Raw genomic sequence first — 18,611 nt, forward strand, 5'->3', positions numbered from 1 at the left:
AAGGGGTAATAAAAGGAATAATAATGACAACAATACTGGTAGATAATAGAAAGCTGAAGCCTTCAAAGGTCGTGTGTGTAGGCCGAAATTATGCAGATCACGTCAAAGAGCTAAACAATGCAATGCCAGATCAAATGGTCGTATTTAATAAGCCGAGTACCTCAATTACTAATCAGCTAACATCCTTTCATCAGGAGCAATTACACTACGAAGGTGAGATTTGCTTTAGCATTAAAAATGGTGGAATACATGCAGTTGGCTTTGGTCTCGATCTCACTAAGCGTGAATTACAATCTCAATTGAAAGCAAAGCAATTGCCTTGGGAGCGTGCTAAAGCATTTGATGGCTCTGCTGTGTTAAGTAAGTTTGTGTCTTTAAAGGGCGGTAATTGGCAAGGTTTGTCACTAGAACTTTTGATCAATGGACTGCGAGTGCAAGCCGGTGGGGTAATGAATATGATGTATACCCCAGATGATATTTTGAGTGAAGTGAAATCTTATACCACATTAAATAATGGCGATGTGATCATGACAGGTACACCAAGCGGTGTTGGTGTGGTGCATGAAGGTGATATCTTTACTGCGAGAATTAAGCAATATGATCAATTGTTGATCGAGACTCAATGGGTAGCGAATTAAAATATAATAGTTAATGAAGTGTTAAGTATACTGTTCTTATCAGAGTTCTCTGCTCAGTATTTGGTCTAACTCATTGGTTTCTAATACGTTAGTTTTTTCTATTAATCGCAGTGTGTTAATGGCTTGTTAATTAGAAAAACTAATGCGAATTCTGGTTATTTTTCATTGTTAACTGGTCTTTTGTACTTTTATTATGCGCTCAAGTTGATAGTTGAACTAGAGTGAGTATAAAGATGACACAAGCAATTTTAGAAACAGTTGCAACACCATCTATGGATCAAAAAACCTACTCGGTTAACATCAAAGGATTGATGAAACACATTGTGGACGTATTATTTGGAGCAACCAAAAAGCCAGTTACTTCGGCTTATGACGCTTCATCATTATCTTCACATTTGCAAAAAGATCTTGGTTTATATTAAAACTAAGTTCGATAAAGAATAATTTAAGAAGCTGGCCTGATGGTCAGCTTTTTTTTATATTATTTTTGTGGTTAAAAACAAGTCAGTGATTCTGTTACTACCATAAGGTTGAAGTAAATTACCAAATCTAATGCATTTGGTAGTCAATGATTCTGTTGGTGTGATTCTAAGCCTTGTTTCTTTGTCATAAAGTTAGCAGAATGTTCTGAAAGCAGCGTGAAGTCTTTTATCAATAGATTGAAACACTGCGAATTTCTCCTCAAAAAAGCCAAATGAGTTATTAGCATTGCTGATGGCGATGGAAGGCGATAACAATAAAAAGCTTGGAATTGAATGTTCAATCAGTTCACTTGCTTCATTAAGGACATGATATGGAAAATACTGCCACAATTGCAGCTCCTCAGGTAGGAGATGTCAGTAAGAAAACGTCTCTAATCAAAGCACTTGGCCCTGGAGTCATGATGGCTTCTGCGGCTGTTGGCGGCTCGCATTTAGTGTCATCAACACAAGCTGGCGCTATTTATGGTTGGCAACTTGCTGCTCTTATCTTGCTAGTAAACTTCTTTAAATACCCATTTTTTAGAGCTGGCGTTCAATATACGTTAGGTACTGGCCAAAGCTTAGTTCAAGGGTATCATCAAATGGGAATTGGTTACCTGTGGCTGTTTAATGTTCTTAATTTTGTTTCAGCCTTCGTCAATATAGCCGCATTATTGATGTTTAGCGCTAGTTTAATGGGGTACTTCTTACCAATCTCACTATCTCTCCCTACCATTGCTGGTGGTATCGTAGTCACATGTTTAGCTATTTTGGTTGCAGGACATTTCAAAGCACTGAGTACTTTATCTAAAGTTATCATGGGTGTGTTAGTCATAACCACTGTGCTCGCAGTGATGATTGCTGCGAGTAATGGCGCAGTTGCACCTGCGGATTATCAAAGCCCTTCAGCTTGGACTATGGCTGCCTTTGGTTTTATTGTGATCATGATGGGGTGGATGCCTGCACCAATTGAAATTTCTTGCTTTAATTCATTATGGTTAAAATCACAAAGTAAAGAGCAAAAAGTGACGGAGCGCTCAGCATTATTTGATTTTAATGTTGGTTATATAGGTACGGCCGTTTTAGCGATAGTTTTCTTATCTCTTGGGGCATTAGTACTTAATGGTAGCGGTGAAACGCTTAAAACATCAGGCATTGGTTTCTCACATCAATTAGTCAGCATGTACACGGCATCTATTGGCGAATGGTCTCGTTATCTGATTGCGGTGATTGCTTTCTTTTGTATCTTCGGTAGTACCATTACTTGTATCGATGGTTACTCTCGAGTGTTAACCGAAAGTACTTTATTACTGAGTAATAAATCAGAAGAAAGTCATCCAAGTGAAGCGAAACGTTTCTTAAATATCTGGATGGTGATTGTGAGCTTACTTTCCTTTATCGTTATTCTATTTTTTACTTCCTCATTAATGGCAATGATGCATTTTGCGATGATTTTAGCCTTTATGACAACGCCGGTATTTGCCGTTTTGAATTACAAATTAGTAACGAAAACTAACTTACCAGAAAGTCTTAAATTTACGGGTAAACTGAAAGCTCTGTCTTGGGTTGGGTTTATTTATCTATTTGGTTTCCTAGCCGCCTTTATCTGGTGGAGTTGGTTTATATAATTGGTAATATAGAAAAACCTTCTATTTGAAAGCCCAAGTTATTTGAAAGCTTAAGTGAGATCTACTTAGGCTTTTTTATTTTTATAAGTCCTTGGTCTTGTAAATCAAACATATACTTAAGTATAGCTAGGGTAATAAATACCTAACCTCGTGGTGATACTCAAAATTAGGGAAAATAAATGGATTTTAAGCATTACATAGACGTCGTACAGCAGGCGAGTCAACAGGTTTTTGAGGTATTGGCGCAAACAGCGACTTATATCCAACTGGCTATTGTATTGATTGTATTTGGTTGCTCCTTTTTTTTCGCAAAAATGATTCGCAGAAATGTGCCAGCATTAACTAAGATCGCCAAACAAGAGGAGGCAAATCAACTACGTAAAATTTCCAGTAAGTTTGGTAACTTGGTTTTTCCAATTATCACGGTTTTTATTTTGATGTTTTCTATCGAAATTGTTCAAAAACTATTGGGGCATTCTTGGCTTATTAATACTGCACTAGTCATTGCGATCTTATTGATTTGTAATCGAGTTACCCATGATTTTGTTCGTTCCGATTTTATCCGCTTTGTGTTTCGCTATATTGGTATACCATTACTTTTCCTCCACCTAGTTAACTTACTTACACCAATTATAAATATCCTTGAATCGATGAAGCTTGGGGTCGGTGAAATCCAAATTTCTTTTTATGATGTAGTGAGGGTAGTTTTACTGGGGTCAGTATTATTCTGGCTTGGGCGAATTTCTAATGTGACAGGAAAAGAGCTGATTCGTCGTCAAGAAAAGCTCGATTTTAGAACCAAAGAAGTGGCGGCAAAGTTGTTTGAAGTGACAATATTTGTATTTTTCTTTTTGCTACTTCTCAAGGTAATGGGAATTAATTTAACCGCATTGGCAGTCTTTGGTGGTGCGCTTGGCGTGGGGTTAGGTTTTGGCTTACAAGCAATCGCCTCCAACTTTATTTCCGGCATTATCATTTTATTAGATCGCTCTATTTCGATTGATGATTATATTGAGTTGGAAGATGGACGTACCGGGGTTGTACGTGAATTGACGCTTCGTTCAACCACACTTGAAACCTATGATGGTAAAGACATCATGGTGCCTAATGAAAAGTTTGTGACCGAAAGCTTTACCAATTGGACTCATAAAAATAAGAAGCAGCGTTATCGTGTCGATTTTTCGGTAGCTTATGATACCGATATACGTAAGCTGGTGGAAATTATTAAAGTGACAGTGGCATCACATGAGCAAGTGATCAGTGGAGAAGGCGTTCCCTTTGAAGAACAGCCAGATTGTGAAATTGATGGTTTTGGCGACTCTGGCGTCAATATGTTTGTTGAGTTCTGGATGGACGGGATTGACGATGGTAAAAACCGAGTGGGTGGCGATCTTCTACTCATGATTTTTGAAGCGATGCGTGATAATGGATTTGTTATTCCATTCCCTCAACGGGAAGTACGAGTTTTAAATAGAGAAGATACTTAAAGAAAGGGGCATTTAGATGGCTTGCTGTTTTTACTTGTTCTTCGGGAGCTTCACCCAGACCTCTTCTTTTTAAGAGATAGGCTGCGTCAGATTGGTTTGAAAGGTGCTTTTATTCCTTATTTTTTTGCAATCTTTCTTGTCTAAATAGGCGCTTGATAGCTCTGAATTCTGCATCTGGAAGTCACTTGGGTATATATTAGTTGCAGACTATTTTTATATAAATTGTGCATGGTGGTAAAACCAGATAGCTTATTCAATATCGAATTATTTTTTATGATTATTCATACGGAGGTCGTTGAACTTTCGTATTGATATTTGCTGAGAATGGACAACCATGCACAATATTAAAATTCATCAACAAAATGACACCGAACAACTTAAACAGATTATTAAAAACTATCCATTCGCCACTCTGGTGATGAATACGCAAGCGGGTCTCGAAGTCGATCATCTGCCAGTAATTTTAAATCATGTTAATGGTGTTGATGTGCTGCAAGGGCATATCGCCAAAGCCAATTCGCTTTGGAAAGCATTTGAAAATGACCAGTCAGTGACGGTTATTTTTCATGGGCCTAATTGCTATATTTCCCCAAATTATTACCCCACTAAAAAAGAAAATGGACGAGCCGTTCCTACTTGGAATTATGTGGTGGTACACGTAAAAGGCACGATAAAAGCCATACATGACAGTGAATGGAAACTGAACTTACTTGGCAATCTAACCACTCAACATGAAGCAGAGCAAAGTGAGCCCTGGTCTATAGCTGACGCCCCCACGCAATATATTGAGAAAATGCTTCCCGCCATTGTGGGCGTTGAAATTACGATTGAATCGATTTCAGGAAAATGGAAAGTCAGCCAAGATAAACCCGCTGTGAATCAACAAGGTGTGATTGATAACTTAAGCAAGAGTCGTGATACACAATCACTTGAAATGGCGGAGTTAGTGAAGAATAGACAAAGTTAACAAAGTTGCAGTGCCGCTTAGGCTCACGTGCGGGTGACGGAGGGGATACCAATTCACCGTTTTCAATTTACTGATTAATTTCAATCCATTCGGGTAATAAAGGTGTGCTCATCATCCACAAACGCCACAAAGCCGCCATGATAGATAAACACGCGCCCACGCCCCTCAACTAAACAGGCAAGTTGTGGATGTAAATCTTCGTCATTATCCCGGCTTTGAAAAGTGCCGGTATCGGTGATCACGCCGTTGAATGTAGGCAAGTAACCATAAGTGCGTTTGGCTTGATCAATCAGGCTCAACTCGCTCACGGTAGAAAAGCAAAAAGGGATCGTGCCGGCTTCTTCGATAAATAGCGTTTTCAGTTCTTCAAAAGCGGTAATGACCAGCCAGTCGATACCATTAACATGATGGATAAACATTGAGTTTCTCGGTAATTCTAATGGGGATATTTTAACACTATCAGGAATAGATCGTAGTAGAAATTTCGTCTCAAAGCTTGCTTGTTATATTTGTTCTTTTTTCTGTATATCTATGCAGTCGCTGGCGTACTTTGAGGGGTATTTAATGTGGCTTATAAGTCGCGTCATTGTTGGCTGTTGGTCTCTGGGTTGCCTAATATTTTTTGTCTTTTGACGACTTCGGACTTAACGAAACCTTGAGGTGTTACGGTTTCATTAACTTGTTTTGCATTATCTAGAGTCTGCTTTCGTTATCCAGTGTTCGCCAAAACTGGTACAGAAGCAAAGTTAATACCAAGAGTGCCCTTACGACAGGAAAATTCTGTTGTTTATCTGCCAAATCATCTGTCGCGAGAATGTATGAGATTTTTGAACGTTGTTTTTTTATTTTTCTATTAATTCCATATCAGCATTGAACTAGCTTAAAAAGTATTTAATTATTCACCTCAGGTATTTTGCGTGAAGTAATTAAATTCAATATGTAATAGCGACTAATTAAAAAATAAAACTCACTCACATAATCTCGTTTAAGCTAAATACACGATAAGGTTGGGAATGGAATGACAAAACCTAAAATGATCATTGTGGAAGATGATTTGAAACTTCAAAAAATGTTGCAAGACTACTTTGCCGCGCAAGATTTTGATGTCTTGGTTCTGGGCGATGGCAGTAATGCCGCGCAAACCATCCTTGCCGAACAACCTGACATCGTATTGCTAGATTTAATGCTTCCTGTAACCGATGGGCTGACAATTTGCCGACAGACGCGTACGCACTATAAAGGCAAAATATTGATGCTCACCGCTAGCGATGACGACTTTGATCATGTCGCTGGTTTAGAAACTGGGGCTGATGACTATGTCTCCAAGCCAATCAAGCCAAGAGTTTTGCTGGCAAGGGTTCGTTCACTATTGCGCCGTCAAGAAACGGTAGCTCAATCAATCGATGACTCTGACAACCTTCAATTTGATCAACTTGTATTGAAAAACACATACAAGAAGTGTGAACTTGCAGGTGCAGTTTTGTCACTGACAGACAGTGAGTTTGATCTACTTTGGTTGTTGGCAAGCAACCCAGATACTCCGTTATCACGGGACTATTTAACCCAAACACTGCGCGGGATTGAGTATGACGGGATAGATCGGACGATTGATAACAAGGTTGTGCGTCTAAGAAAGATACTCGGTGACGATCACACACCAGCAGAGAAAATTCAGACCATTCGCGGAAAAGGCTACTTGTTTGTTTCGACCGCTTGGCATTAACCTCGCTCAATACGAGCGTAATGAAAGAGAGCGAATATGCGACGTATTTATTTGGAGTCCCTGCTTGGACTATTAGTTTGCTTTATGACCGGCCTTGTTGCCTACGAAACATTTGTCTACCAGCTCAATACCGACTACGAATATGTACTGCAAGATTACGAAGCAATGGCCCACCAACAACTGATAGAAAACATCGCTAAAAATCAAGGCCTTGAAAAAGCTCAGCAAGCGATAAATCAGTTTGTCGAAACCACACGAAATAAACTAGTCATGTTCAGTTCAAATGATGAAATACCAAGCCCAGTTTCAGAGTTCTTTAGTACCAACCCGAATACCTTTATCTTTCACGATGATGAACGTGATCTATGGTTTCGCCTAACAGGCAGTGACAATATCTACCATTACCTACCCGATAATGAAGCGTTCGTTCGGCAAAAAATCGAGCTGGAAGATGACCTCATTTGGCTGTTCTTCCTAGCAAGTTTTATCTTATACGGGTTGTGTCACCTAGTTATTATTTTCAGACGGGTCAAAAAACTTGAATTCGTCACCTTATGCTTTGCAGAAGGGGATCTTTCTTCAAGATCAGAGACTTCAAGCGGCATAGCCATTGGCTCACTAAATAGGTCTTTCAACCTGATGGCTGACCGTATTCATCGTTTGATTGAGAGTAACCGATCACTCACTAATGCCATTGCTCACGAGTTACGCACGCCAATATTTCGTATCCAGTGGCAAGCAGAAATACTCAAAGACACGCCGCTCAATGAATCGCAGCAACACACCGTTGAAAGTATTGTCGAAGACACCGAAGAGATGGAAAAGATGGTCGACGAACTGTTGTGTTATGCCAAACTTGACAGTGTTGACCTCAAAAACCTACAACAACCATTAGAAATAAGAGGCTTTTTTGAACACGCGATCACACGCTGGAAAAAAGACACAGAACTCAATATCGACTTATCACTGCCAAAACAACCTAGCTCGATACTAGCAGATGAAACGCTGCTTAACCGAGCCTTAGATAACCTAGTACGTAACGCAATGAAGTTCGCACGTTCACAGGTGTCGATTGAAGTCAGCGTACATCAAGATCAACTACAGATTTCGGTACATGATGATGGTGATGGCGTGGCACAAGAACATCAAGCTCGTTTATTCGAACCCTTTTATGTGGGCGATAAAGCACGTAACAAAGTCAAGAGTGGTCATGGTTTGGGGCTTTCTATCGTCGATAAGATCTGCGCTCAACACAACGCAACCGTGGAAGTTGACCAGAGCCAAACCTTAAAGGGTGCGGTATTCACCATTACCATTCAAATATGCAATAATCCGGCTATGTAACGATTCAACTGACAAATCCATACAGTAACTACAAAACACCTCTGGAATAATGTTCAACGTCGCTCGGGAGATGCTGTCTCCCAATGAACTTATTGAGTCTAGGTAATCATGACACTGTCGTTTATGGCTTGTCATTACAGCACTGCTAACTAATAGCAAAGTAAACAGTTATTCGTTAACTCGCACTTTGTCAGCAGTTGAAGTCATAGGCTTACTATCTAAATTTCCAATCATTCTTAAGGTATTTTTTATGAAAAAGTTATTGTGTGTTTTAGGCGTTATTTCTCTAGCAGGTTGTTCAGGTATTACCCACAACGATGAAGTTTACACTGCGCACGCTGAAAGCTTTAATATTGTTGGTTTACAAGTTCCTGGTAACACGCAAGATCGTGCAATGGAATTAGTGCCAGAAGGTGCAACGGTTGAGACCATTCGTTCAACAAATTCTGATACAAGCTCTGTTATGGGTATCATCAACCGTATTATCGGCATCGACTACGTTCAAGTGGGCGGTAAGAAGCAGTAATTCGCTTCAGTTACCGTTAGTTTAGGTAATAGCTGTGTAGATAAATAATCGCCTAGGTTACCGAGTGAATAAACTGCGGTGGTATAAATTATATCCTATGCAAAAAGAAACATTCTAAGCCAGTGACATCGGTCGCTGGCTTTTTGAATGAGGGACAAGCAGAAAAAAGAAAAACGCTAATCACACTCTTTCACCATTAACATGACGCTTAAATTCACCCCACCATCTGCAACCCGGCTGGAATTGAATCGCCAAATACTTTCTTGGATTCATCTTCGCTGAGTTCTTTTACTTCACTGACTAGCTCAATCCAAGTTGGTGTTGCGCGGCTGGTGGTGAGTTTTTCGATCACTTTTGCGCGAATATCTTCTGAAATATCTATGCTGCGATCGCCGGTTTTACGGCTCATCATCACGGCGGCAAAGCCAATCATGGATTCTTGTTTCCAATCCAATTCCAGCATTTTTAATAGCCATTGGTTTACTTGCGCAGCAGGGACGATGTTGTGCTGGCTGCCATACAATTGGCTGCGTGAGGCGAGGCGGCCGAGTGCCCACCAGTGGGCTTGAACGTGTTCGGCACTTTTTTGCGCACGGTTTAAAAACCAGTTGGATAATAAGACTTTATCTTCACTGTCTAAATGCTCAAGTGAAGCAGATAAACGCACCATGGCTTCATAACCATGTTCACTAGCTTCTTTGCCAGTGCCTTTGCTGCGGTGTGCGCCGGGGTGTAGGTATTTTGCAATATCGGCCAAGATGGTTTCTTGTTGTTCTTGGTTTAACCCACCGGCAATACGACGCCAGAAGATCCACCAATCCGACCAAGTTTGATGCGATGGAAACTGAATGCCTTGTTGGTATAACGCCCAAGTTTGTTCAATACGCCATTCATCGGTTGGGTCACCAAAGCCGGGGCGTAGCGCAAAGCCTGCCAAACGTAGCCATTGTTTTTCATGATCGCTTGAGCGACGACGGCGTTTTTTACCTAATGAGAAGGTATCAAACAATTGGCGTAATGTTGGGAAGTCCCATTGTTCGCGTTTGCCTAATTGCTTTTCTAGATCTTTACTTAAAGTTTTAATTTGTTTGTCGTTGTCGGCTTTTTTATTGGCAGAGTAGGCAGCGGTGATGAACTCTTTAGCTTGCTCTAAACGAGGGTGGGCTTGCGCTTGTTCAAACTCTTCGTGCTTACGCGTATCAAATTCAAGTAACCAACGTTTGCTGTCGTCTTGGGTGCTGACACATTCAATTTTGAGGGTGCCCACTTCGGTTAGCTGACAAGCCAGCATCACTTCAACGCGATCTTTTTGGTTGGCTTGTAGTGTTTCACGAGCTTGGCTGCCTTCTAATGTGGCAATGTAAGGTGGTAAGGGCTTAAAGGCGGCGCGTTCAAGGTTACTCTGTACATTGAGTAATAAACTGTTTTGCGCAGGCGTCAATGCGCCACTGGCATCGATAAAGGCTTCTTGAGTGGAGGTTAATAAATCAATTTGGATTGGTTCGCCAAGGGTGAGTAAAAACTGGCGACCGTTTAAACGAATTTCTTGCCCAGCTTCAGTGCCTTTTGCCAGTACGCATAACGCTTTGGAAGCAGAGGCATTCTTTTGCTTTAGATGTAAGAAGTAAGAACGCGCAGAGCCACCACCGATTTTAAGCTGTGCGCCATGACGCGCTTTGGCATAAGCAACGGCGCCAAAAGCGACCGATAAATCTGGGTTAGGGTTATCTAGCAAGGTAATAGGCGAACCATGCCATTGGCTTAATAGCTCGACCATACGGCTTTCAACCAATTCACTATTAAATACGCCACCATTTAATAATAAAGCGCTGGGGGTTTGGGCATTGGGAGCATGGTTTTGAATAAATTCAGCGACATGACGACTGATCGCGGCATCGGCAGCATAAGGCAAACCAAATTCAACCACCGCAGTGCGGCGTTGCAATGGCATTTCTTGTTTATTGGTTAATGGGAAGAAGCCATCTAATACAATGTTATGGATTTCTTGTTTGCTGATTGGCGCACTTTTGGTGCCACCGATTAAGCGTGAACCGCTGCCAAGAATCGAGATTTTTGCTTGTTCTGGCGCATCTGGGCGCAGTAAATCTTCTTTTACTTTACGGGTTTGTTGAATGAGCTTCATCAATGACGCGGCATTAAGTTTTTTGTTTTGGCTTAAACGTTGCTCGGCCAAATGCGCTAACGCCAGATCGATGTTATCACCTCCAAGCATTAAATGATCGCCAACCCCAATGCGATTGAGCGATAATTTATCTTGTTGATGTTCGGCTTCAATTAGGCTGAGATCGGTCGTACCACCACCCACGTCGCACACTAAAATGGAAGGAATATCTTGCAGTTGCTGTGACGCTGAATCGAGATGACGGCTGTACCAGTCGTAACAGACCGCTTGTGGTTCTTCTAATAAATGAATGTGCGATAAACCGGCCAGTTGCGCTGCTTTTAAAGTGAGGTTACGTGCGGTTTCATCAAATGAAGCCGGAATGGTGACCACCACTTCTTGATCGGCCAGTTTATGGCTTGGATTGTGGTGATCCCAACTTTGGCGCATGTGATTTAAGTAACTGGCACTGGCCAGCAAAGGGGATACTTTATCGACATTATCCGCTGCCGACCAAGGTAAAATATCCGATTCACGATCGACACCATCATGGGATAACCAACTTTTGGCACTCGACACTTGTCGGCCTTCAATTTGAGCGCCTAGTTCGCGAGCCCATTCACCAATGATCACTTGGTCTAATTCGCCCTCAATGGGTTGTCTATCCCAAGGTAGAGTCATGTCTGCGCTTTGAAATTGTCCATTGGCAGGATGAAAACGAAAAGAGGGTAATAAGGGTTTACGGACAACTTCACCGGGGCCTATCAGTTGATCAATCTCAAAGATACGAACTTGGCTTTGAGTTAAGTCATCTTGCCTTTCACAATACGCTAGCACGCTATTGGTGGTGCCGAGATCGATACCAACTAAATAACGAGCATTGGGTTTTGTTTGTGAAGACATGCGTTTTTCCTTAATTTGAACCAAAAGAAATAGTGTGAAACAAAGCGGATTTAACCAGACTAAAATAAAGGCACTGTATTCTTCTTCTGTAAAAAGATTAAGAAATCAGTGCCTTGATAGCGCTCCTCGGTGTGACGGTGTCACTAATAATGCTATATCGAATTATTAGTGATGTTCGAATTACTGACGAACACTGAACTCAACGTGCCATTTTTGACCGTTGTCTTTAGCCACGGCTTCGAGTTCTAACGTGCCAATTTCGGTAATGGTCGCGGCAAGGTTGACCACCACGACTTCACCGACATTGCGGCCGTTGCTCGCATCGAGAGTCACATGAATTTCGGGTAATTCTTCTAACTCTTCTGGCATCCAAAAATCAAGATGTGTGCCGAGTTCATCATCACGACGAGTGGTTGAACCGTAGAATTGAAATTGCACCGGCTGACCAATCACAAGACCAAAATCTTGATTAGAAAGCTCAACATGGCTGCCTTCTTCTAGTCCAAATGGTGCCACACAAATGGCCTCCATTGGTGGTGCCATACCTGGAATGGCGGGCATTGCACTTTCAATTCCGACATAATAGCTGCTGGCGATACCACCACGAATACGCACGCCACTGTTGCCGCTTTCCATATTATGTCGGACATAGCCGTAATAACTGGCACCACGTGAGACCGCAAGATCAAGATCGACACCACTTAAGGCTGTGGTTGGCTCACTGTGGTTTTCGGTTAACCAAGCATTAATGATGCTCAGTAAACGCTCTGAAATTAATGGTGATTTTAATACGCCACCATTGAATAATACTTTACTAGGTTTAACAAAACCCGCGTTCTCATCTTGATTTTGACGAGATAAGAAAGCGGCAATATGGCGCGTAATACCAGCATCTTGCGCGTAAGGCAGGCCAAGTTGGGTTAATGCACTACGTGCAGATTGAACAGGGTGATCGGTGATGGCGACTTTAGGGAAGAAGCCTTCTAGCAAGGTTTGCTCGAGATCCTGTTGGGTTAATTCTGTTTTTAGCGTGCTGCCGAGTAGTTTTGAACCACGACTTGGTACCACAATCGGCACCGATGTTAATGTTTTATCGTTGAGCAGAGCTTCTTTGGCGTCACGGCATAGGTGCGCCATGGCTTGTACTTGCCATGGTTGAAGTTGTTTTCCTTGCTGAGCAAGATTCATCTTCAAGCGATAGGCAAGGGCGAGATCCATGTTATCGCCACCGAGTAGAATGTGTTCACCGACTGCAATACGTTCAAGCGATAAATTGCCTTCTTGCTCGGTCACTGACACCAAAGATAAATCGGTGGTGCCGCCACCAATATCGACCACTAATACTAAATCTCCCAGTTCGACTTGATCACGCCAAGCATCACAGTTGCTATCAATCCAGCTATACATGGCTGCTTGTGGCTCTTCAAGTAGGGTGACGTGTTTAAAGCCTGCGTTACGAGCGGCTTCTGCGGTGAGTTCTTTTGCCGCAGGATCGAAGGAAGCCGGAATGGTAATGGTCACTTGTTGGTCACGTAATGGAGCATCTTGATGTTGATGATCCCAAGCGGCCATTAAATGTTCTAGATAGAGCTGTGTGGCTTTCAGTGGTGATACTTTTTGCACTTCATCATCGCTGCCTTGTGGCAAAAAAGCACTACGACGATCAACGCCGCCGTGACACAACCAACTTTTAGCACTGGCAATCAAGCGCATTGGGGTTTTATTGCCCATGTTACGCGCAATGCTGCCGACGAGCGTATTGGCCGTGGAGCTTGCCCAAGGTAGGGAATTTGTACCTGAAGCCATTTCACTTTCATGCGCTTGATATAAGAAGGAAGGCAGTTGGTTTAACGAGTCGACTTGACCTTGAGCGATCAATTGTGGAACCGCAAAAACCTTCACTTGTGGTTCATCTAGGCCAATAGGGCAATAAGATAAAACACAATGAGTAGTACCTAAGTCGATACCGATGAAATATTGACTAGTAGACATTACAGCTCAACCTCTGCTGGTGCTAATACCTTGGCATCGTAATTTTCAGATAGCTTAGGTAGGGTGATGGTATCGGCCTTCCAACCTTTATGAATAAGTGTACCTGTGAATGGTGCTTGACCTGATACATTGCCTGTTAAACGAACTTCTTGCGCATTAAAGCCATCTTCAATGGTAATGCGAGATTCTTCGTCTTCTGCGCGAATATTAGAAAGAGTGAAATGATCCGCTAATACTTTCTGTCCACCAATATGAATGACGCGTGCGGCAGCGCCGACTTCTTCATCACTAAAGCCGGTTAAATCTTCTGATAAGAAATCAATAAGGCGTGCTTCTTGTTGGAAAATAGACATCAATTGAAGCGCAGAATCTGTTGGGGAGCTTTTTAATTTAGACTCAACTTCAACAATTTTCTCAACGATCTTTTCTACTTCGACGACTTTTTCAACTTCAACGATCTTCTCAACCGGTTTTTCAATCTCAACAATTTTTTCAACTGGTTTTTCGACGATTTTTTCTATCGTTTTAGTTCGAAAGCTCAATAAAAGAAAAAGAAGTGTTGCCGCAGCCAAAATGACATGGAATAAATCGATAGTGATTGGGATTGCCGATAAGTCAAAAGTCATGATTATTTTATCTCTAGGTTAAATTCGATTCTAAGTGATCATATTAGGGCAATATCAGAATATACAAGCGAAAGCCCAGTATTTTTAATAGATCATATTTTAACATAAGCTTGTTAAATTCCATTATAGAATCATGCTCATATCAAGACTGTTGACTATTCTTTGTGCTATCGAGACTGATTTAGAGTTAATGTTGTGGTATTAAAGGATAAAAAATACAAGATAAACTTAATTTAGTGATTTAGTTGCTGGCAGTGTAAACGAATTGGGGTCGAGAATTTCTTGGAACTTGGGTAGAATCTCACCCTTGATTTTTATGGGTAAAATGTAACATGAACTATAACAGAGTCGTCTGTTTCGATTTAGAAATGTGCTGCTGGAATGTCGATGGTGTCGGCACGACTGGAGAAATTATTGAAGTGGGCTTAGCCGAAATTGACCTTAACAAAGGGGAAATCGTTAAGCGTGCTCAATATTACGTACGACCTGAACATGATGAAATTTCTGCATTTTGCTTTGAGCTAACGGGGATTACGCCACGCAAGGTACAAAAACAAGGTCGCCCGTTGGAAGATGTTTTAAAATCTATGATCAAAAACTTTGGTGGCCCTAATAAAATCTATGCAGCTTGGGGACATGATGATGATATTCTTCGAAAAGAGTGTTTGGAAAAAGGGTTAGAATTTCCCTTTAAAGAATTTTTGAACCTTGCTACGTTATATAGAATTAAATACCGATTAAAAGACAAAAGAATTGGCCATAAAGCGGCGCAAGAAAACTTGAATATAGAATGGGAAGGGCGACAGCATTCGGGTTATGTGGATGCGTATAATTTAGCAAAATTAGCACTGGCAATTTTATAACCTGATCTCATAACGTTTTTGCGCTGACTAATATTGAATCATAGATTTATACCTAAATGACTTTAAGATGCAAAATTCATAGCTATCATCGAACCCTTTAGGCAAGGAAGTTTGACGAAGGAAAGCATCTCTCAAATCAATCTGTATAAGAAACAAAAAGCCCGCTAGTTGAATGTAACTAGCGGGCTTTGTTTATTTTATCTTGTTATGAATTGTTTGTTGGAACGGAGACTAAGCGTTAACTTCATCAAACTCTTTGTTGATCTCTTTTTTATCACCCAATAAACGAGAAGTGATAGTACCAGCGGTCATCGCTCCACTCACATTAAGAGCAGTACGTGCCATATCGATTAATGGTTCAATCGAGATAAGTAAAGCCGCAATCGCTACAGGTAGTCCCATCGCTGGTAATACGATTAATGCTGCAAAAGTCGCACCACCACCGACACCGGCAATACCAAATGAACTGATGGTAATAATGGCTACTAGAGACAGAATAAAGTTCACATCCAGTGGGTTAATACCAACGGTTGGTGCAACCATCACTGCTAACATAGCAGGGTAGATACCAGCACAACCATTTTGCCCAATAGTGGCACCAAAAGTTGCAGATAAGTTAGCAATCGCTGGCGGTACTTTTAATTTGGTAATTTGTGCTTCTACATTTAATGGAATTGTTGCGGCAGAACTGCGAGAAGTAAATGCAAACGTTAGCACCGGCCAGATTCGTTTAAAGTATTCTTTAGGACTAACGCCAACCAAAGAAACTAATAAGCCATGTACAAAAAACATCAACAAGATCGCCACATAAGACGCAACGATAAAACCAATCAAGCTTAAAATATCATTGAGGCTAGAAGTCGCAACCACTTTGGTCATTAGGGCTGCAATACCATATGGCGTTAATGCAATGATCATTTTAACTAGACGCATAACGATTGACTGAATGGCTTCAACAAAGGTGCGAATTGGTGATTCAAGCTCTTTCTTTTCTTTCATTACCAGGCGAGATGCAATACCGACTAAAATACCGAAGATGACGACTGCGATAATAGAAGTTGAACGAGCACCGGTTAAATCTGCAAACGGGTTGGTTGGAATAAAGCTCACTAGCATTTGTGGAATGGTTAAGTCAGCAACGCTACCCATACGGTTTTCTAGTACGCTCATGCGAGCTGTTTCGCGTACACCAGCTGATAAGCCTTCCGCAGATAAACCAAATAGGTGAGCGACAGTAATACCAATTAATGCAGATATAGCAGTCGTGAAGAGCAGTACTGAAATGGTTAAGCCACTGATTTTTCCAAGTGAGCCAGAGTTATCGAGTTTCACAACCGCTGAAATCATTGAAATCAATACTAATGGCATGATCACCATTTTGAGTAAACCGACATAGCCACTGCCAACAACATTTACCCAATCAAGAGTATTTTTGATGACAGGGTTACCTTCGCCATAAAAGACATGGATCAGTAAACCATACGCGCTTCCTAGCACTAGTCCCAGTAAAACGAGGCGAGATAAGGTGCTAGATTTTCTTTGTTGTTGAAATAAAAAGAAAAGGATGCACACAAATACCGCTAAGTTAGCGATAACCGCAAGTGACATAGTTAAATCCTTAAAATGTTGAAATAAAAAGTTAGGATGTAAGTAGTGATATTTATATCACTATCTATTTAATGAGGAATTTACACCGTGTGATACAGTTCACAAAGCCAATTTAAGTATGTGATATGACATTTAGTTATATACCCAAGTAACTTCAAGATGCGAGTTTCAGCAAGAATAAAACAAGCTTTAGGCAAGGCAAATGGAATATGATCATAGTTATTCTATCTCTGTTCAATTTAACGCAGCATAAAGCTTGTTTTAACTTGCCCTTCGGGAGCTTCATCCAAATCTTTATACTGCGTCAGATTGGTTTGAAAGGTGTCTACATTCCTTCGCCAATCTTCCTTGCCTAAAGGTTTGGATGATAGCTCTGAATCCTGCATCTTGAAGTCACTTGGGTATATATGATTAATCAATCAGTGCTAACCAGATTCCCACACCAATCATCAATGTGCCTGCAATACGATTAAGGAACTTAACATTATCTCCACGGGTTAAAAATAAACGCAGGCTTTTGCCGCCGGTTGCGTAGGCCATCATTGAAATGAATTCGGTTGTTAAAATAATGCCAATCAAGACGACCATTTGGTGAGGTACTGATTTCTCGACATTAATAAATGGAGGTAGGAGTGAAATCATAAATGCCCAACCTTTTGGATTGGCAATGGCAGTGATAAAGCCTTGGCTCATTAACTTTAAGCGATCGGTAGGCTGAGAGGGTTGGTCAAGATTAAGAGACATTTTGCCTTTATTGAGCCACATATTGATACCAATCCAAATAAGATAGGCACCACCAATCCATTTTAATGCTAAGAATAAGTTAGGGTAGTTTAGCATTATTGCAGCAACGCCAATCACTGCTAACGTTGCCACTAAAGCGACACCTGCAAGCTCTCCAATCATCATCCAAAGTGTGCGTTTAATTCCGACGCTCATGCCTAATGTTAATGCCAATGTCATGCACATTCCCGGTGTAATTGACACAAAGAAAAAGGTAGGAATAAAAGCGGATAAAAGTGCGTAATCAAGCATAATCAAGTCCATTTGAAAGTCGATGTTTCACTGTAATAGAATTCGCAAAAATAAGAAAGTGTTGAGTTATTGTTCTAACTGGACGCTAGGTATGATGAATTAAATAAAATCAGTAACATGCTAAGTACAAAATCACTTTAATACAGTAGAATGTTCATTCTTATTACCATTTAAAGTAAACAACTAACTGGATATGACTATTCACATACGCGCTGCTCTGCAAAAGGATTTACCTCAACTGGATGAGCTAATGTTTCAGCTTCATCATCATCATCATGAGTCATGCCCTGATTTTTTTAAAACGCCAGAAGAAATTGAACAAGAAAAAAGTATTGCTCGCTATTTAGACTCTCCAGAATGTTTAGTGTATGTCGCGATAGACGCTTCAGATTCAATTATTGGCTTTGTTACCGGTCATTTCTGTGAATTAGTCTCGACGGTAAGTAAAGCGATACCTATGGGTAACATTGATGAATTATTTGTCGTACCTGAGTATAGAAACTCAGGGGTAGCAGAACAACTTTTGGTTAAGATAGAACAGACCTTAGTTGATTATGGTGTTCAGCAAATTTTTGTTGAAGTGTGGGACTTTAATCAAGCTGCACGATCTTTATATAACAAGTTAGGTTTTGCTTCGCATATACATTGGCTTAGGAAGTCGGTAATTTAATGGTATTCAAATTAGGTA

16 protein-coding genes are annotated in these 18,611 nt (G+C 40.9%); 10 read left to right on the plus strand and 6 right to left on the minus strand.

The genetic code is table 11. The features are described 5' to 3' along the window. The first annotated feature begins 23 nt into the window (after positions 1-23). The 5 genes from QQJ93_RS04540 (at position 24) to QQJ93_RS04560 (ending at position 5,181) form a co-directional block, all read left to right on the plus strand. Positions 24-638, plus strand: a complete 615-nt coding sequence (locus QQJ93_RS04540) for a fumarylacetoacetate hydrolase family protein (protein ID WP_089124304.1) — start codon at positions 24-26, stop codon at positions 636-638. Positions 639-871: 233 nt separating this feature from the next. Next, a complete protein-coding gene (locus QQJ93_RS04545) occupies positions 872-1,060 on the plus strand; it encodes a hypothetical protein (RefSeq protein WP_089124305.1) in 189 nt (62 codons plus the stop codon). A 371-nt stretch (positions 1,061-1,431) separates the two neighbouring features. Further along, positions 1,432-2,727: an NRAMP family divalent metal transporter gene (locus QQJ93_RS04550; RefSeq protein WP_089124306.1), complete on the plus strand. Its 1,296-nt coding sequence runs from the start codon at positions 1,432-1,434 to the stop codon at positions 2,725-2,727. Positions 2,728-2,906: 179 nt separating this feature from the next. Beyond that, entirely contained in the window at positions 2,907-4,214 is a 1,308-nt protein-coding gene (locus tag QQJ93_RS04555) for a mechanosensitive ion channel family protein (protein WP_089124307.1), read from the plus strand. Between the two features lie 334 nt (positions 4,215-4,548). After that, positions 4,549-5,181, plus strand: coding sequence for an FMN-binding negative transcriptional regulator (locus QQJ93_RS04560; RefSeq protein WP_089124308.1), 633 nt, complete (start codon positions 4,549-4,551; stop codon positions 5,179-5,181). 80 nt (positions 5,182-5,261) lie between these two features. Here the strand turns inward: QQJ93_RS04560 and QQJ93_RS04565 are convergent, their stop codons facing one another. Then, positions 5,262-5,600 (minus strand): cytosolic protein, encoded by a 339-nt coding sequence (locus QQJ93_RS04565; RefSeq protein WP_089124309.1) that lies wholly within the window; start codon positions 5,598-5,600, stop codon positions 5,262-5,264. 599 nt (positions 5,601-6,199) lie between these two features. On the opposite strand from QQJ93_RS04565, the gene QQJ93_RS04570 reads away from it, so the two are divergent. The 3 genes from QQJ93_RS04570 to QQJ93_RS04580 all read left to right on the plus strand — a co-directional run bounded on the left by QQJ93_RS04570 (position 6,200) and on the right by QQJ93_RS04580 (position 8,774). Beyond that, the gene (locus QQJ93_RS04570; RefSeq protein WP_089124310.1) at positions 6,200-6,904 is read left to right on the plus strand and encodes a response regulator; all 705 of its coding nucleotides are present in this window, start codon (positions 6,200-6,202) and stop codon (positions 6,902-6,904) included. A gap of 36 nt (positions 6,905-6,940) precedes the next feature. Next, positions 6,941-8,248: a sensor histidine kinase gene (locus QQJ93_RS04575; protein WP_089124311.1), complete on the plus strand. Its 1,308-nt coding sequence runs from the start codon at positions 6,941-6,943 to the stop codon at positions 8,246-8,248. 250 nt (positions 8,249-8,498) lie between these two features. Continuing rightward, positions 8,499-8,774, plus strand: coding sequence for a hypothetical protein (locus QQJ93_RS04580; protein WP_089124312.1), 276 nt, complete (start codon positions 8,499-8,501; stop codon positions 8,772-8,774). 214 nt (positions 8,775-8,988) lie between these two features. Here the strand turns inward: QQJ93_RS04580 and QQJ93_RS04585 are convergent, their stop codons facing one another. The 3 genes from QQJ93_RS04585 to QQJ93_RS04595 all read right to left on the minus strand — a co-directional run bounded on the left by QQJ93_RS04585 (position 8,989) and on the right by QQJ93_RS04595 (position 14,417). After that, positions 8,989-11,799 carry an Hsp70 family protein gene (locus QQJ93_RS04585; RefSeq protein ID WP_089124313.1) on the minus strand — a complete coding sequence of 937 codons (2,811 nt, stop codon included), beginning with the start codon at positions 11,797-11,799 and terminating at the stop codon, positions 8,989-8,991. Between the two features lie 180 nt (positions 11,800-11,979). Further along, entirely contained in the window at positions 11,980-13,791 is a 1,812-nt protein-coding gene (locus tag QQJ93_RS04590) for an Hsp70 family protein (RefSeq protein ID WP_089124314.1), read from the minus strand. Continuing rightward, entirely contained in the window at positions 13,791-14,417 is a 627-nt protein-coding gene (locus QQJ93_RS04595; protein WP_089124315.1) for a DUF2760 domain-containing protein, read from the minus strand. Before QQJ93_RS04595 ends, QQJ93_RS04590 begins: the two co-directional genes overlap by 1 nt. A 332-nt stretch (positions 14,418-14,749) precedes the next feature. Between QQJ93_RS04595 and QQJ93_RS04600 the strand changes: the two genes are divergently transcribed. Beyond that, positions 14,750-15,280: a 3'-5' exonuclease gene (locus QQJ93_RS04600; protein ID WP_027696514.1), complete on the plus strand. Its 531-nt coding sequence runs from the start codon at positions 14,750-14,752 to the stop codon at positions 15,278-15,280. A gap of 231 nt (positions 15,281-15,511) precedes the next feature. On the opposite strand, the gene QQJ93_RS04605 is transcribed toward QQJ93_RS04600, so the two are convergent. Both QQJ93_RS04605 and QQJ93_RS04610 read right to left on the minus strand, forming a co-directional pair. Continuing rightward, complete coding sequence (locus QQJ93_RS04605) at positions 15,512-16,888, minus strand: L-cystine transporter (RefSeq protein ID WP_089124316.1); 1,377 nt, start codon at positions 16,886-16,888, stop codon at positions 15,512-15,514. Positions 16,889-17,299: 411 nt separating this feature from the next. Continuing rightward, positions 17,300-17,923 (minus strand): LysE family translocator, encoded by a 624-nt coding sequence (locus QQJ93_RS04610; RefSeq protein WP_089124317.1) that lies wholly within the window; start codon positions 17,921-17,923, stop codon positions 17,300-17,302. Positions 17,924-18,116: 193 nt separating this feature from the next. Here QQJ93_RS04610 and QQJ93_RS04615 point away from each other — a divergent pair, with 193 nt between their 5' ends. Continuing rightward, positions 18,117-18,593 carry a GNAT family N-acetyltransferase gene (locus tag QQJ93_RS04615; protein ID WP_089124318.1) on the plus strand — a complete coding sequence of 159 codons (477 nt, stop codon included), beginning with the start codon at positions 18,117-18,119 and terminating at the stop codon, positions 18,591-18,593. Positions 18,594-18,611 lie beyond the last annotated feature (18 nt).

The sequence above is a fragment of the Vibrio algivorus genome (genome assembly GCF_030161215.1).
Lineage (GTDB): Bacteria > Pseudomonadota > Gammaproteobacteria > Enterobacterales > Vibrionaceae > Vibrio > Vibrio algivorus.